A 15803-nucleotide genomic window follows, 5' to 3' on the forward strand; every position below is an offset into this window, starting at 1 on the left:
CCCGCAAGCGGGAGAGGGAGCGCGCTGTGCTCTGCTCCCCTCCCCCTTGCGGGGAGGGGGGCGGGGGTGGGGGTCCGCGCCGGGAGCCTCTCCGCTGTTTGGCCGAGCCACGGCAGCGCCCCTCTCTTCACCCTCCCCCTCCAGGGGAGGGTGGTCCACGCGGCACGTTTAGGCCGGTGGAGCGTAGCTCCCGGATGGCGTGACGAAATCCGGGTTACGATCGCTCAGCTCCCGCAATCATGGATCGCGCTGCTCGCGGCTGTGAAAGACGCGCAGCATCAAAATCGCTTCAGCATCGAGCGTGTACCGCAGCACATAGACGGCGTTGAGCACCGGCAGATTCAGCTCGCGATAACCGCCGGAACCGATCCGCCCGATCTGCGGATAGTCGGCAATCAGCCGCGCTTGCCTGACGATTTCGGGCGCGATGCGACCTGCGAGGGCAGGATGGTTGTCGCGGAGAAATTCGGCGAAACGTTCGAGATCGGCGATGGCAGTCTCCGACCAGACGAGCTTCACGGTGAATGTCTACCGGCTTCTGGGAAACGGCTTGTAGTCTGGCGTGCCCCAGGTGGCGAGCCAGCGTTCGACCTCGTCGTGCGGGTAAGTCGCTTCCTCGCCGGACCTGATGGCGGCGACCTGCCGGTCGAGCGCGGCAAGTTCTTCAGGCGAGATTTCGACAGGGGTATCGGCAAGTGCGGTCAGGCCGGCGACCACCTCAGCAACAGAAATGCCCTGCGCGTCGGCGCGCTCGCGCAGGCGGGTGGCGGTGGTCTCATCGACCTCGATCAGGTGCCGCTTTGATGCCATCGGCTCCGCCTCGACTTCATCAGGCGTGGAAGGTGGGCACGGCGCCAGGGCGCTTTGCCCACCTTACGATTAGTTATCCAGGAAGCTCCGCAGCTTCCGGCTTCGGCTCGGGTGCTTCAGCTTGCGCAGCGCCTTCGCCTCGATCTGGCGGATGCGTTCGCGGGTCACCGAGAACTGCTGGCCGACTTCTTCCAGCGTGTGGTCGGTGTTCATGCCGATGCCGAAGCGCATGCGCAGCACGCGTTCTTCGCGCGGGGTCAGCGAGGCGAGCACGCGCGTGGTGGTCTCGCGCAGGTTCGACTGGATCGCCGCATCGATCGGCAGCACCGCGTTCTTGTCCTCGATGAAATCGCCGAGATGGCTGTCTTCCTCGTCACCCACCGGGGTTTCGAGCGACAGCGGCTCCTTGGCGATCTTCAGGACCTTGCGGACCTTCTCCAGCGGCATGCCGAGCTTCTCGGCGAGCTCTTCGGGCGTCGGCTCGCGGCCGATCTCGTTGAGCATCTGCCGGCTCGTGCGGACGATCTTGTTGATCGTCTCGATCATGTGCACCGGAATACGAATGGTGCGGGCCTGGTCGGCGATCGAGCGGGTGATCGCCTGCCGGATCCACCAGGTGGCGTAGGTCGAGAACTTGTAGCCGCGGCGGTACTCGAACTTGTCGACCGCCTTCATCAGGCCGATGTTGCCCTCCTGAATGAGATCGAGGAACTGCAGGCCGCGATTGGTGTACTTCTTGGCGATCGAGATCACGAGGCGCAGGTTCGCCTCGACCATTTCCTTCTTGGCCTGACGGGCCTCGCGCTCGCCCTTCTGCACCGAGTGCACGATCTTGCGGAATTCGCCGATCTCGAGGCCGGTGAGCGCCGCCATCGACTGGATCTCCTGGCGCAGTTCCTTGATCCGGTCCTTCTCGTAGTGGACGAAATTCTTCCAGCCCTTCGCGCTCAGTTTCGAGACGCGGTTGAGCCAGCGCGGATCGAGCTCCGAGCCCTGATAGTTGCGCAGGAAGTCGTCGCGCGCGACGCCGTGGCTGTCGCCGAGGCGCAGCAGGCGGCCTTCGAACGACACCAGCTTCTTGTTGATGTCGTAGAGCTGCTCGACCAGCGAGTCGATACGCGCCTGGTTGAGCCGCAGCGACTTCACCTCGACGATGATCTCGTCCTTGAGCTTCTTGTACTTGCGCTCCTGGGACGGCGACAGCTGCTCGTTCTGCAGCTGGTTGGCGATGTCCTGCTCCTGCAGCTTGCGCAGCTTCTTGTAGTTGTCGGCGATCTTGTCGAAGGTCTCGACCACCTTCGGCTTGAGTTCGGCCTCGATGGCGGCGAGCGACATCTGGTTCTCGAACTCGTCGTCGTCCATGTCGCCTTCGGACGCGCCTTCGCCGCCCTCGCCGCCGCCGGATTCGGCCGGCGCCGCGCCGCGCTGCTGCGCGGGACGGAACGGGGTCGGCGACGGCGGTGCCGCCGGCGGCGCGACATGCGCGGGCGCGCCGCCTTCGCCTTCAGCGGCGGCTTCCTCGCCGCCCTCACCGGCCATCGCCGGGTTCATGTTGGCCTTGGCGTCCGGGCCGGCGTAGGTGGCTTCGAGATCGATGATGTCGCGAAGGAAGATCTTTCCTTCGTTGAGCTCGTCGCGCCAGATGATGATCGCCTGGAAGGTCAGCGGGCTTTCGCACAGCCCGGCGATCATCGCCTCGCGGCCGGCCTCGATCCTTTTCGCGATGGCGATTTCGCCCTCGCGCGACAGCAGCTCGACGGTGCCCATCTCGCGCAGATACATGCGGACGGGATCGTCGGTGCGCTCGCCGGGCTCGGACTTCTTGGTCTCGGTGACGGCCTTCTGGGTGACCTCGACGAGGTCGTTATCCGGCTCCTCGTCGGCCTCGTCTTTGGCCTCTTCGTCTTCGCTGTCGGTGTCCTCGGCTTCGGACACATTGATGCCCATGTCCGACAGCATCGACATGATGTCTTCGATCTGTTCGGGCGAGGTGGTGTCGGACGGCAGCACTTCGTTGAGCTGATCGAAGGTCACGAAGCCGCGCTTCTTGGCCTGCTTGATCATCTTCTTGACGGCGGCATCCGACAGGTCGAGGAGCGGCGAGGGAGCGTCGGCGGAGTCCTTCTCCGGCGCGTCGGCCTTGTCGTCCTTTTCCTTGTCCTTCAACTGAACCGTCTTCGCCTTGCTGGCCATTCACTGCTCCTGAACGCGCGCATGCCGGTCACGTCGCCGCGCCGTCATCCAAACTTGCCTTGCCGGGTGAGACACGCAAAGGGCGGCGCTCGCCGACGCCACCCGACACGATCCCGCTTGCTGGTTTCCCAAAATGGTCGCCCGAAGGCCTTCTACCGGAATGCCGTTAAGCCCTTACTAACCCTGTTTTTGCAGCCAATGCGGGGGTTTGGCGAGTCTTTTCACAAATCCCGCCGCGTCGCCCTGCACCCCGCGCTCACACGCCCCGGTGGAACCGGCCGGACGATTCGCCAAATCCTTCGATCAGCGCCTCAGTTCCGTCCACTTCCGAGAGCCGCGCCTTGACGTCCCGCAACCAGGCGACGTTGGCTTCGCTGCCGTCTTCACCCAAAGCCAGCTCGGCATCCTTCAGCTCCCTAAGTAAGGAGTGAGATTGTCGATGCAAGGCAACGAGTTGCTGCCACGTCGAAAGAACATCCTCGCGCGCCGCGCCGGGCCCGGCGCCCCACACCGCCTGGGTCGTGATCGCCCGCTCAAGGCGTTGCAATTGCTCGGTTAACCCGGCCTTCACCAGGTCGGCGCGGAGCCGCTCGGCCTGCCCGGCCTCGTCGGCCGCCTGATGGTGGTCCTGGGCGAAGGCGGCGATGATGGCGGCGCGCAGCCGGTGGGCTTCCGGGTGGGCGAATTCCAGCGCCGCGACCTCCTCGAGATGGTCGTCCAGCAGCCACGGATGGTTGAGCAGCGAGGTCAGGATCAACGCCTCGCGGCGCGAGATCGCGCTGCGCTGGCCGAGCATGATCGAGCTGGTGGCGAGCTGCGGACTCATCATTTGGTACGGTCCGCGCCCCAGCCCCGGCGCGGGTCCGCTTTGCCCCGGACGCGGCCCCGGCCGCCCGCCGCTCTGTGGAAAACTGCCCCGCGGCGGGAATCGCCGCCCCGAATCACCCCCGCGATAGCCGCCGCCGAAGCCCCCACCAAACCCGCCGGCCGGCGCGAAGGCGGTGCGCAGCCGCTCGGCCCAGTCCTGCCGATAATAGCGCCGCACCACCTCGTCGCGGATGCCGTTGGCGAGCTCGTTGATCCGCGCCTCCAGCGCGGCGCGGCGCTCCGGCGTGGCGAAGCTGCCGCCCTCGGTCTCGCGCATCCAGAGGAGGTCCGCGAGCGGCCGGGCGACGCCCAGCACCTCCTCGATCGCGAGGCGCCCGCCGGCGCGCGCGAGATCGTCCGGGTCCTGCCCCTCCGGCAGCAGCGCGAAGCGCAGGCTCTTGCCGGGGGTGAGCTGCGGCAGCGCCAGATCGGCGGCGCGATACGCCGCCTTCTGGCCGGCGCGGTCGCCGTCGAAACACAGGATCGGCTCGTCGGCCATCTTCCATAAAAGCGCGAGCTGGTTCTCGGTCAGCGCGGTGCCGAGCGGCGCGACCGTGCCGGGGAAGCCTGCCGTCACCATCGCGATGACGTCGACATAGCCTTCGACCACGATCACCGACGCGGCGTTTTTCTGCGTGGACTTGTCTGCGTGATGCGCGGCCTTGCGCGCCTCCGCGTAGTTGTAGAGGTTGTCGCCCTTGTGAAACAGCGGCGTCTCGGGCGAGTTCAGGTACTTCGCCGCGACGTCCTTCTCCAGCGCGCGGCCGCCGAAGGCGATCACCCGGCCGCGGATATCGGTGATCGGAAACATCACGCGGTCGCGGAACTTGTCGAACGGCACCGGGATGTCGTCGCCGGCCGACAACAGCCCGGCCTCGATCATGTCCTCGACCGGCACGCCGTGCTTGCCGAGATGTTCCTTCAGGGCGAAGCGCTCCGGCGAGGCGTAACCGATGCGGAACCTGACCTGGGTCGACGGCAGCATGCCGCGATCCGCCAGATAGCCGCGGGCGCGGGCGCCGGCGCGCGAGGCGAGATTGTCGGCGAAATACGCCGCCGCCAGCTCCATCACGTCGTACAGCGACTTGCGCCGCTGCGCCTGCCGCGCCGCATCCGGCGTCGCCGCCGGCAGCGCCAGCCCGGCCATCCCGGCGAGCCGCTCCACCGCCTCGGGGAAATCGACGCCCTCGGTCAGCATGATGAAGTCGAAGATCGAGCCGTTTCGCCCCGACGAGAAGTCGAACCACGCCTGCTTCTCGTCATTGACGAAGAACGACGGCGTCTTTTCTTGTTGGAACGGCGACAGCCCCTTCCACTCCCGCCCCGCCTTCTTCAACTTCACGCGCTTGCCCACGACATCCGACACCGGAAGCCGGGCTTTCAGCTCGTCGAGAAATTGCGGCGTGAAGCGCATGAACAACCTTGCGTGGCCCGGCAGGCGCCAGGGGCTCTAGGCTTGACATATATGGAGGGTCCGCGGCCGCGTTATACCGGATATCCACAGCGTGCGGCCAGCACGGTTTCCCACCCGCCAACCCACCCACCGTCATTCCGGGGGCTCGCGCAGCGAGCGAACCCGGAATCCAGAAGTTGGGGAGCGACCCTATGCCGGCTGCACATCGCACGCTCACTGCCCGGGGCGCCCTCACCCCAGCCCTCTCCCGCGAGCGGGAGAGGGAGCGCGCTGCGGCTCGGGGCTGTCTCATTGGGAGCGATTGCCGGCATCGAGCAAGCTTCACGCACGGCGCCTCTGCTCCCCTCCCCCTTGCGGGGAGGGGTCGGGGGTGGGGGTCCCCAGGCACTGTGCCGGCGTCGTTCGCAGACACTGTGCCGTGTGTTCGCGTAGTTGGCAGGCACCGTGCCCGGGGCGCCCTCACCCCAGCCCTCTCCCGCACGCGGGAGAGGGAGCGCGCTGCGGCTCGGGGTTCGTCCGCGTCCTCAGACGGAGCGCGAGAATGATGGGCTCCCTTCAATGACGCCCCCTATGATCACTTTCGTCCACTTTTCTTCGCATCTGCAGCAGATTTGATCTGGCTCATTGTTGCACCGCGGAAGCGGGCGCTCAGTGCGGCACCCTGTTGATGCGGGGAGGTCGGGGAGAACGGTTCACCAAGGTCGAGGGCTCACTGCGCCGGTCCGATGCGGCACCGGCGCCAAACAGTCTGGAGCCAGAACCATGGCAAATTGTACCCGATGCAATGTGGAGATGACCTCGCTCGGCGCCGAGACGGTCGACGGGGTCTACGCGATCCACGCCTGGAAATGCGACGATTGCGGCGACGCGCTGACCATCGCGACCGCTGCGGTCGATGCCTATGACTTCCCGAGCTTCTGCCTGACCGAGCCGATCCAGCCGGACTGGCTGACGCTGCTGCCGCTCGCCGCCAACGCTCACGTCGAACTGCATCTCGGTCGTTAGCACCGTTCTGTTGGTAGCAATCGAAGCGGACAACCCGCTGCCGCCGTCATCCCGAGGCGCGCTACACGCCCGCTTCGGGATGACGACTCGGCATGCCGGAAGGCCGCAGTCAGCCGATGCTGTCGGCGAACCGGCCTGACGGGATGTGGCGCAGCCGCGCGACATCGAAATTATAGATGTACACGTAGGCCTCGAGCTCGCCGCCGGCCGCCAGCGTCACCCGCGCGATCTCGCGGCGGTATGGCGCCGGCTGCTCGCAGCCCGCGCCGCAGCCCTCGTAATCGTCGAGCTCGGCCAGCAGCTCCGCCGGCCGGTGCAGCCTGAACACATCGCCGAGCACCCTGTCGGAGGCGGCCGTGGCTTCGATCAGGCCGGGATAATGCGCGACTTTGTACAGCCGGCCCGGCATCGTCGCCGCGCCGAGATAGTCGGCGTTGTCGGACAGGCGGCGGGCCATCGGATGATCATAGCCGCGCATCAGCGTGCCATAGACGAATAGTCGGTCCAGCATCTCGTCCCCAGGGTCACTCACTGCATCGCCGCCTGCTAGGCCGGCACGGCGGCCAGCGCGGCATCCTCGGCCGAGGCGACCGCGATCCGCACGTCCATCCGCAGGAAGTCGTCGGCGCCGCCCACATAGCTGCCGTGCAGCGGAATCGCCTGATACGGATCGCGCGCCACCGCCACCCGGATCAGGTCGCGGCTGCCGATGATGCCGTTGGTCGGATCGAACTCGATCCAGCCGGCGCTCGGCAGATAGACCTGAACCCAGGCATGAGTCGAGCCGCCGCCGACATGACCCCCCTCTCGGCCGCCCGCGCCGTCGTCGTGCACGAACAGATAGCCGGACACGAACCGCGCCGCGATGCCGAGCCGGCGCAGCGCCTCGATCATCAACAACGCGAAATCGCGGCAGGTGCCGGAGCCGGTCTGCAGCGTGTCGAGCGGATGCTGGGTGCCGTGGGCGTGGCGCCTGCGATAGCTGAACCCGGCGCGGATGCCGTGGGTCATCCGGCTGAGAATGTCGAAGCTGCGGGTCGCGGCGCCGTCGTCGAGAAAGCCGCGCGCCCACGCCGACAACTCGCCCTCCGGATCGCCATATTGTGGGCGGATGAACGGCTCGAGATCGGGATACTCCTCCTCGTCGTACAAAAACGGGTAGAAGAACGCTCGGTCGTCCGGCGTCAGGGCGAATTCCTCGCTCGGATGGTGTTCGACGATGGCGGTGGATTCGAAGCTCAGCCGCGTCGACCGCTGATCGAAGGTCGCGATGGCCACGCTGTTGCCGAAGACGTCGTGGATCCAGCGCAGCGCCGCCGGCTGCGGCGTGATCACCAGCGAGCCCTGCAGCATCCGCAGGTCATGGCCGTCGCTCGGCCGCAGCATCACGCGATGCTCGCCGAACGCGACCGGACGGGCATAGTGATACTCGGTGCGATGGGTGATGGTCAGGAGCGGCATGAAGGCTGCATGGATCTCGACTTTACGGCGCCGAGACGATACCAGCGTTGTCGGGGCCAGACTGCTGATTTGATAGGCATTTTATAGATGAACGGCGCACCGCAGGTGGCACTACGTCTCGAGCCCGGACAAGTTCCGGTGATCGAGCGAAATCCCGACGGCCCCTCCCCCTTTGTGCTGGTCTGCGACCATTACGGCCGCCAGATCCCGGCGCAGCTCGGCGATCTCGGCCTGCCGGCTTCCGAACTGACCCGTCACATCGCCTGGGACATCGGCATCGCCGGCGTCGCCGAACGGCTGTCGGACGCGCTCGGCGCGCATCTGATCGCGCAGCGCTATTCGCGGCTGGTGATCGACTGCAACCGGCCGCCGAGCGCCGAGAGCTCGATTCCGCTGGTCAGCGAGATCACCACCATTCCGGGCAATGACGGGCTGACGCGCGAGCAGGCCGAGGAGCGGCGGCGGCTGATCTTCCAGCCATATCACGACCGCATCGACGCGGTGCTCGACGCGCGGCGCGCGAGCGGGCGGCCGACCGTGCTGCTGTCGCTGCATTCGTTCACGCCGGTGTATCACGGCGTGGCGCGGCCCTGGCAGATCGGCACGCTGTATCACCGCGACACCGTGCTGCCGCCGCTGCTGCTCGCCGAATTGCGCCGCGAGGACGGCCTCGTGGTCGGCGACAACCAGCCTTACGCGGTCGCCGACGGCACCGACTATTCGATCCCGGTGCACGGCGAAGCCCGCGGCCTGATCAACTCCGGCATCGAAATCCGCCAGGACCAGATCGCCGACGAAGCCGGCCAGGCCGCCTGGGCCGAACGGCTGGCGCGGGTGCTCGCGGCCATCGAGCCGGCGCTGCGGGAGAAGGCGGTGGCGTAGCGCTTTCCCTTTTATAGCAAGGCCTCTCCCCGTCATTGCGAGCGAAGCGAAGCAATCCAGAGGCCCCGCATGCGGAGCTGGATTGCTTCGTCGCTGCGCTCCTCGCAATGACGGGGAGAGATTCCCGCCGCTTACTTCGCGCGGCTGAGTGCCAGCCAGACGCCGCCGCCGATCATGAAGCCGCCGGAGACGCGCGACAGCAGCCGCGTGCGCTTCGCCGAGAACAGCGTCCGGGCGCGGCCGGCGAGCAGCGCGTAGATCGCGTCGGTCATCGCCGCGATCACCATGAAGGTGACACCGAGCAGCGCCACCTGCGGCACGTGTTCGCGCTGCATGTCGACGAATTGCGGAATGAACGCGCCGAAGAACACCAGCACCTTGGGATTGGCGAGCAGCACCAGAAAGCCCTGCAGGAAGAACCCGCCGCGCGGCGTCCGCGGCGCCGCGTCGGGGGCGATGCCTTCGACCGGGTTGCGGATCAGGCCGATGCCCAGCCACACCAGATAGGCGGCGCCGACCAGCCGCACCCAGTCGAACCAATAGCCCATCGTCGCCATCAGCGTGGTGAGACCGGCCGCCACCAGCGCGATGACGAGGCCGAGCCCGAGCTGCGCGCCGGCGATGTTGAGCAGCGCCGCGCGGGTGCCGTGGCGCAGGCCATTGGCGATCACCAGCGTCACCACCGGTCCGGGCAGCAGCGCCAGCGCGATGCAGGCGGCAATGTAGGTGAGGTACAGTTCGAGCGACATCGGCATTCCCATGGGCTATCGTGATTGCGACGTCACGATAGCAGCCATGGACCGCGCGAGCGAGACCGTCCCGGGACCGGCGCTCAGCCGCGCGACGCGACCTGCGGCATCGGCACGACGTTGCCGGCCGGCTCGCTCGCCGGAAGTTCGGCCGCGGCCGGCGCGACGATCTTGCGATAGAGATGCCAGGTGGTGTGGCCGAGGATCGGCAGCGTCACGACGAGGCCGAGGAAATACGGCAGCGCCGACACCGCCAGCAGCAGCACGATGGTGGCCGCCCAGCCGATCATCGGCAGCGGGCTCGTCACCACCGCCCGGACGCTGGTGATCATCGCGGTGACGACATCGACGTCGCGATCGAGCAGCAGCGGAAACGACACCACGGTGAGCGAGAACAGCACCAGCGCCAGCGCGGCGCCGACGCAATTGCCGACCGCGAGGAACACCAGCCCCTCGTTCGTGGTCAGCACCACCGAGATGAATTCCTGCAGGCTGCCGAACGACGCGCCGATGCCGAGGAACAGCGCGATCAGCAGGCGGACCTGATACATCCAGATCACGAACAGGAACAGCGTGACGAACGCCATCCAGCCGAGCTCGCTGCGGCTGCGGACGAGGCCGACGATCTGCATCACCGAGGGCTTGCGCCCCACCTCGCGCTGCCGGCTGACTTCGTACAGGCCGAGCGCCACGAACGGCCCGAGCAGCGCGAAGCCGGCGGCGAGCGGATAGGCGAAATACACCATGTGCAGCGCGGTGAGGCAGGCCATGATCAGCATGCCGCCGACCGCGTAGAATGCGCCGAACGCAAGGCCATAGGCCGGCGCCGCCTGAAAATCCCGCAGCCCCTGCCCCAGCGCCTCGGCAATGTCGGCGACGGTGACGGGCCGCACGACAGGATCAACCTTCCCGGAGATCGACATGGTCGCTCCTCCCTGTGAATGGCTGGTGCTTGTTGCTGTTAGTTGCGGAGATTAAGAACCCGAGTTCCGCGGCCGTCAATGCATGGTGATGGCGCAGGGATCACAACTTTGCGCAGCGATTAGTTCGAGGTGCGGCGGTGGCGGTGCAACAATCGTTGCGCGGCGCAGCAACAGGAAAAGGGTTGGGTGCGGAAGCCGGAGGTGACACTCCGATTAGTAAGTGCAGAATTCAGCGCTCGCGTCGCCCTTTTCCCCCAAGCGGGAGAGCGAGCGCGCTCTGCCCTGCTCCCCTCCCCCTTGCGGGGAGGGGTCGGGGGTGGGGGTCCACGCGCACTGAGTACGTGGCGTGACCTTCACGCCGGCACTGTGCCCGCGTCGCCCTCATCCCAGCCCTCTCCCGCAAGCGGGAGAGGGAGCGCGCTGTGCTAGCGGGACGCTCAGTGCATCATCGCTGACTCGGCTGACGATAAACCTCTCGTTTGTCATTCCGGGGCGCTCGCGGAGCGGGCGAGCCCGGAATCCATAGTCCCTGGACTCGCGGTGAGACCCGGAGGTGGCGGCTCTTTGCTCAACATAACTACTTGTGGTTATGGATTCCGGGCTCGCGCTGCGCGCGCCCCGGAATGACGGGGAGAGGTGGTTGCGATTGGCGCGCCCCGAAATCACCACCGAGAGGTGGCGCTATCCCCTCGCCCGCAGCTCGCGTCGTAGCACCTTGCCCGTTGCGGTCATGGGCAGAGTGTCGGTGAATTCGATCAATCTCGGATATTCGTGCGCGGCGAGTTGGACCTTGACGTAGTCCTGGATCTCGCTGGCCAGCGCGTCGCCCGCCGTGAAGCCGGGACGCAGCACGATCCAGGCCTTGATCTGCTCGGTGCGGATCGGGTCCGGCACGCCGACCACCGCGGCGAAGGCGACCGCCGGATGCTTCAGCAGCGTGTGCTCGATCTCGGACGGGCCGATGCGATAGCCGGCCGAGGTGATGACGTCGTCTTCGCGACTGTCGTACCAGAAGTAACCGTCTTCGTCCTGCGAGCCGAGGTCGCCGGTCAGCAGAAAATCGCCGGCGAATTTCTTCGCGGTCGCCTCCGGGTTCTTCCAGTATTCCAGCATGATGCAGGGATTTGGCCGGCGCACCGCGATGATGCCGCGTTCACCGCGCGGCAGTTCGCGGCCGGTTTCGTCGATGATGCGGACGTCGAAGCCCGGCGTCGCCTTGCCCATCGAGCCGGGGCGGATCGGAAACAGTTTGGCGTTGTTGCCGACCACCAGATTGCACTCGGTCTGGCCGTAGATCTCGTGCGCGTCGACGCCGAAGGTGGCGTGGACCCAGGCCAGCAGCTCGCCGCCCAGCGACTCGCCGCCGGTGAAGATGCTGCGCAGCTTCACACCCGGATGCTTGACGTCGGCCTGCCGCATCAGCTTCAGCGCGGTCGGCGGCAGGAATACGTTACGGATGCCGTGATCGGCCATCAGCTGCATCGCGGCCTGCGGCTCGAATTTCTTGGCCCGATAGCCGACCATCGCGACGCCGTGATACCAGGTCGGAAACAGCGCGTCGAACAGCCCGCCGATCCACGCCCAATCCGCCGGCGTCCACATCAGGTCGCCGGGCTTCGGAAAGAAGTCGTGCGCCATCTCGACATTCGGCAGATGGCCGAGCAGCACGCGGTGCGCATGCAGCGCGCCCTTGGGATTGCCGGTGGTGCCCGACGTGTAGATGATGATCGCCGGATCGTCGGCCGAGGTGTCGACGGTGTCGAACGCATCGGATGCGGCGTCGAGCTTCGACCAGAACAACTCGACGCCTGGGTGCGCGGCGCCTGCGGTGACGTAGATGTGCTGCAACTCCGGCAAGCGGTCGCGGATCTTCAGCAGCTTCGGCAGCCCGCTCTCGTCGGTCACCACCGCGCGGGCGCCGGAATTGATCAGCCGGAATTCCAGCGCGTCCTCGCCGAACAGCGTGAACAGCGGCACCGAGACGAGGCCGGCGCGAAAGGCGGCGAGATGCACGATCGGCAGTTCGATCGATTGCGGCAGGAACACCGCGACGCGGTCGCCGCGGTGCAGGCCGCCGTCCTTGAGGACATTGGCGAAGCGGCGCGACGCGGTGGCGAGTTCGGCGAAGGACAGCCGCGTCACCGCGCCGCCGTCCTCGACATAGATCAGCGCCGGCTTGTCGCCGATCGCGTGACGATCGCAGCAGGCGGTGGCGATATTGAAGCGGGCCGGCACCTGCCAGTGAAAATTGCGATAGAGATTGTCGCAGTCGGTGGTCTCGGTCAGCAAGGCATTTCCCCAGAGTCGTCCGTAGTTTTCTTATAAAGGCCGCTGCCCATCGTAGCGCGATCGGGACACCGGGGACGACATCCTTTTGCCGGTCGCGGGATTGTGTGGACCGCACGGCTTTGCATCGCAGCATTGCCGGGAACCGGAGACAGCGGCGCGGGTTCTCCCGACATCCAGTTTGTTCCCCACCCACGGTGAGACCGATGAGCGCGGCTGACGTGATTTCCGCGAAGGGCAACGGCGGCGCGCGGTCGACCCAGCCCCAGGAGGCCCCCGCGCTGCGCGAGAGCGATCGCCGCGAGGCCAGGCCCGAGCAGCCCACCCGCGAGCCGAACGACGCGCCGCCGCAAAAGCCGGCCGGCCTGCGCGGGCTGTTCCGGCAGCATCCGGTCGCCGCGATCGTCGGCGCCGTGGTGATCGCCGCGGCGATCATCGGCGGCATCGTGTGGTGGCTGCACGCGCGCAATTTCGAGAGCAGCGACGATGCCTTCATCGACACCCGCACGGTGCTGATCAGCCCGCAGGTGTCGGGCGCGATCACCGGGATCAACGTCACCGACAATCAGATCGTCAAGGCCGGCGACCTGCTCGCCACGATCGATCCGCGCGACTACAAGGCCGCGGTCGATCAGGCGGCCGCGCAGATCCTGCAGGCGCAGGCCTCGATCACCGACATCGAGGCGCAGATCGGTGCCCAGCAGGCGCAGATCCAGCAGGCCAATCAGCAGGTGCAGGAAGCGCAGGCCGCGCTGACCTTCGCCGCCGACGAAAACCAGCGCTATCAGGATCTGGTGCAGAAGGGCGCCGGCACGGTGCAGCGCGCCCAGCAGGCACAGTCCGACTTCACCAGTAAGCGCGCCGCGCTCGATGCCGCCAACGCCGCCAAGCTCGCGGCCGACCGCCAGGTCGATGTGCTGCGCGCCAAGGTCGAGCAGGCCAAGGCGCAGCTCAAGGCCGCGCAGGCGCAGAAGGAGCAGGCCGACGCCAATCTGCAGCGCACCGAGCTGCGTGCGCCGACCGACGGCCGGATCGCCAAGCTGACCGGCGCGGTCGGCGCCCTCGCCTCCCCCGGCCAGGCCATCATGGTGCTGGTGCCGCTCGACGTCTGGGTGACGGCGAACTTCAAGGAGACGCAGCTCGAGCTGATGCGGGTCGGGCAGCCGGTCGACATCCACATCGACGCCTACGGCAAGAGCTACCCCGGCCACGTCAACTCCATCCAGGCCGGCAGCGGCACGGCGTTCAGCCTGCTGCCCGCCGAGAACGCCACCGGCAACTACGTCAAGGTGGTGCAGCGCGTGCCGGTGAAGATCACCTTCGATCAGCCGCCGGATGTCGAGCTCGGCCCGGGCATGTCGGTGGTGCCGCGCGTCACCGTTCGTCAGTGAGGCCATCGCCATGGCCGACAGCGAAGGCGAATATGGTGGCGCCAATCCGTGGCTGATCGCGGTGCTGGTGTCGGTCGCGACCTTCATGGAAGTGCTCGACACCACGATCGCCAACGTCGCGCTGCGCTACATCGCCGGCGGCCTCGCGGTGTCGGGCGACGAAGCGTCGTGGGTGGTGACGACCTATCTGGTCGCCAATTCGATCGTGCTGTGCGCGTCGGGCTGGATCGCCCAGATGTTCGGCCGCAAGAATTTCTTTCTGGTTTGCATCGCGCTGTTCACGGTGAGTTCGCTGCTGTGCGGCTTCGCCTGGAATCTGCAATCGCTGCTGCTGTTCCGGATCATGCAGGGGCTGGCCGGCGGCGGCATGACGCCGGTGGCGCAGTCGATTCTCGCCGCCGCGTTTCCGCCGGCCAAGCGCGGGCAAGGGTTTGCGCTGTACGGCATCGCCGTGGTGGTGGCGCCGGTGGTCGGCCCGACGCTCGGCGGCTGGCTCAGTGATAACCTGTCGTGGCACTGGTGCTTCCTGATCAATGTGCCGGTCGGCGTGATCACGCTGGCGCTGATCTATCTGATCATCCCGTCTTCCGAAAAGCAGCGGCAGGAGCGCGCCAAGCTGTGGGCGAAGGGGCTGAATTTCGACTTCGTCGGCTTCGCGCTGGTCGCGACGTTTCTCGGCGCGCTGGAAGTCGTGCTCGATCGCGGCCAGGTCGACGACTGGTTCGGCTCGACCTTCATCGTCACCTTCGCGATCATTTCGGCGGCCGCGCTGATCGCCTTCGTGCCGTGGGAGCTGTCGCGCGAACGGCCGCTGATCGACGTCCGGATGCTGACCGGCCGGCAGTTCGGCACCTGCTTCGTCATCATGCTGGCGACCGGCGCGCTGCTGATCGCCACCACGCAGATCGTGCCACAGCTGCTGCAGGAGCGGTTCGGCTACACCGCGACGCTGGCCGGGCTGGTGATCTCGCCGGGCGGCCTCGTCACCATGGTGATGATGGTGGTGGTCGGCCGGCTCGGCAGCTCGGTGCAGCCGCGCTGGCTGATCGCGATCGGAGCGACGATCGCCGGCGGCGCGATGCTCGACCTGATGCGGATGTCGCCCGACGCCGACTACTGGTTCTTCGCGCTGTCGCGGATCTATCTCGGCATCGGCCTGCCGCTAATCTTCATCCCGATCACCACCGCGTCCTACGACGGCATCCCGCCGGACAAGACCGACCAGGCCTCGGCGATGATCAACCTGGCGCGCAATTTCGGCGGCTCGATCGGCGTGTCGATCAGCCAGACCGTACTGGCCCGGCGCGAGCAGTTTCATCAGAGCCGGCTGAGCGAACATGTCGGCTCGTGGAATCCAGTGCTGCACGACACGCTGGCGCAGATCCAAAACTATCTCGGCACCCAGAACGCCACCGGCAGCAAATCCGGCAGCGCCATGGCGATCGTCGGCCAGATGGTCCAGACCCAGGCGGCACTGCTGGCCTATCTGGACGTCTTCGTCGCGCTGGGCCTGATCGCCGCCGCCATGATCCCGCTGGCGCTGTCGCTGCGCAGCGTCGACAGGAACGCGAAGCCGGTGATGGGGCATTGAGGTCAGCGGCGGGATTGAACGGCGGTCGGCTCTCCGATAGCGACTTCGTCATTGCGAGCACCCGGATCCGCGCTTCGCGGTTCGAGCACAAGCTCCGCGAAGCAATCCAACGCCACACGAGCAAAATGGATTGCTTCGTCGCTACGCTCCTCGCAATGACGGCCAACACCAAGCACAGCGCGCTCCCTCTCCCGCTTGCGGGAGAGGGTTGGGGTGAGGGCGACGCGAGCA

At 66.8% G+C, this 15803-nt stretch carries 14 protein-coding genes; 4 read left to right on the plus strand and 10 right to left on the minus strand.

The features are described 5' to 3' along the window. Positions 1 to 237: 237 nt before the first annotated feature. The 4 genes from IP86_RS16510 to dnaG all read right to left on the minus strand — a co-directional run bounded on the left by IP86_RS16510 (position 238) and on the right by dnaG (position 5284). Positions 238 to 519 carry a type II toxin-antitoxin system RelE/ParE family toxin gene (locus IP86_RS16510; protein WP_054163631.1) on the minus strand — a complete coding sequence of 94 codons (282 nt, stop codon included), beginning with the start codon at positions 517 to 519 and terminating at the stop codon, positions 238 to 240. Positions 520 to 528: 9 nt separating this feature from the next. After that, positions 529 to 810, minus strand: coding sequence for a hypothetical protein (locus tag IP86_RS16515; protein ID WP_054163632.1), 282 nt, complete (start codon positions 808 to 810; stop codon positions 529 to 531). Positions 811 to 879: 69 nt separating this feature from the next. Next, the gene (gene rpoD / locus IP86_RS16520; protein WP_054163633.1) at positions 880 to 3003 is read right to left on the minus strand and encodes an RNA polymerase sigma factor RpoD; all 2124 of its coding nucleotides are present in this window, start codon (positions 3001 to 3003) and stop codon (positions 880 to 882) included. Between the two features lie 256 nt (positions 3004 to 3259). Next, positions 3260 to 5284, minus strand: a complete 2025-nt coding sequence (gene dnaG / locus IP86_RS16525) for a DNA primase (protein ID WP_054163634.1) — start codon at positions 5282 to 5284, stop codon at positions 3260 to 3262. Positions 5285 to 6046: 762 nt separating this feature from the next. On the opposite strand from dnaG, the gene IP86_RS16530 reads away from it, so the two are divergent. Then, positions 6047 to 6289: a hypothetical protein gene (locus IP86_RS16530; protein ID WP_054163635.1), complete on the plus strand. Its 243-nt coding sequence runs from the start codon at positions 6047 to 6049 to the stop codon at positions 6287 to 6289. 109 nt (positions 6290 to 6398) lie between these two features. On the opposite strand, the gene IP86_RS16535 is transcribed toward IP86_RS16530, so the two are convergent. Continuing rightward, positions 6399 to 6800: a gamma-glutamylcyclotransferase family protein gene (locus tag IP86_RS16535; protein WP_054163636.1), complete on the minus strand. Its 402-nt coding sequence runs from the start codon at positions 6798 to 6800 to the stop codon at positions 6399 to 6401. Between the two features lie 35 nt (positions 6801 to 6835). Next, complete coding sequence (locus IP86_RS16540) at positions 6836 to 7750, minus strand: transglutaminase family protein (protein ID WP_054163637.1); 915 nt, start codon at positions 7748 to 7750, stop codon at positions 6836 to 6838. An 87-nt stretch (positions 7751 to 7837) separates the two neighbouring features. Between IP86_RS16540 and IP86_RS16545 the strand changes: the two genes are divergently transcribed. Continuing rightward, positions 7838 to 8632: an N-formylglutamate amidohydrolase gene (locus IP86_RS16545; protein WP_054163638.1), complete on the plus strand. Its 795-nt coding sequence runs from the start codon at positions 7838 to 7840 to the stop codon at positions 8630 to 8632. 131 nt (positions 8633 to 8763) lie between these two features. Here the strand turns inward: IP86_RS16545 and IP86_RS16550 are convergent, their stop codons facing one another. The 3 genes from IP86_RS16550 to IP86_RS16560 form a co-directional block, all read right to left on the minus strand. After that, positions 8764 to 9381: a LysE family translocator gene (locus IP86_RS16550; RefSeq protein WP_054163643.1), complete on the minus strand. Its 618-nt coding sequence runs from the start codon at positions 9379 to 9381 to the stop codon at positions 8764 to 8766. A gap of 83 nt (positions 9382 to 9464) precedes the next feature. Continuing rightward, positions 9465 to 10304 (minus strand): DUF2189 domain-containing protein, encoded by an 840-nt coding sequence (locus IP86_RS16555; RefSeq protein WP_054163639.1) that lies wholly within the window; start codon positions 10302 to 10304, stop codon positions 9465 to 9467. A 681-nt stretch (positions 10305 to 10985) separates the two neighbouring features. Further along, a complete protein-coding gene (locus IP86_RS16560; RefSeq protein WP_054163640.1) occupies positions 10986 to 12593 on the minus strand; it encodes an acyl-CoA synthetase in 1608 nt (535 codons plus the stop codon). A gap of 203 nt (positions 12594 to 12796) precedes the next feature. Between IP86_RS16560 and IP86_RS16565 the strand changes: the two genes are divergently transcribed. Next, a complete protein-coding gene (locus tag IP86_RS16565) occupies positions 12797 to 13981 on the plus strand; it encodes an HlyD family secretion protein (RefSeq protein WP_054163641.1) in 1185 nt (394 codons plus the stop codon). Between the two features lie 10 nt (positions 13982 to 13991). Further along, the gene (locus tag IP86_RS16570; protein WP_054163642.1) at positions 13992 to 15572 is read left to right on the plus strand and encodes a DHA2 family efflux MFS transporter permease subunit; all 1581 of its coding nucleotides are present in this window, start codon (positions 13992 to 13994) and stop codon (positions 15570 to 15572) included. Positions 15573 to 15574: 2 nt separating this feature from the next. Here IP86_RS16570 and IP86_RS29260 read toward each other — a convergent pair. After that, positions 15575 to 15803, minus strand: a 229-nt coding sequence (locus tag IP86_RS29260; protein WP_210168174.1) for a hypothetical protein, incomplete at its 5' end; no start/stop codon positions are given.

This window comes from Rhodopseudomonas sp. AAP120 (assembly GCF_001295845.1).
Classification (GTDB): Bacteria; Pseudomonadota; Alphaproteobacteria; order Rhizobiales; family Xanthobacteraceae; genus Rhodopseudomonas.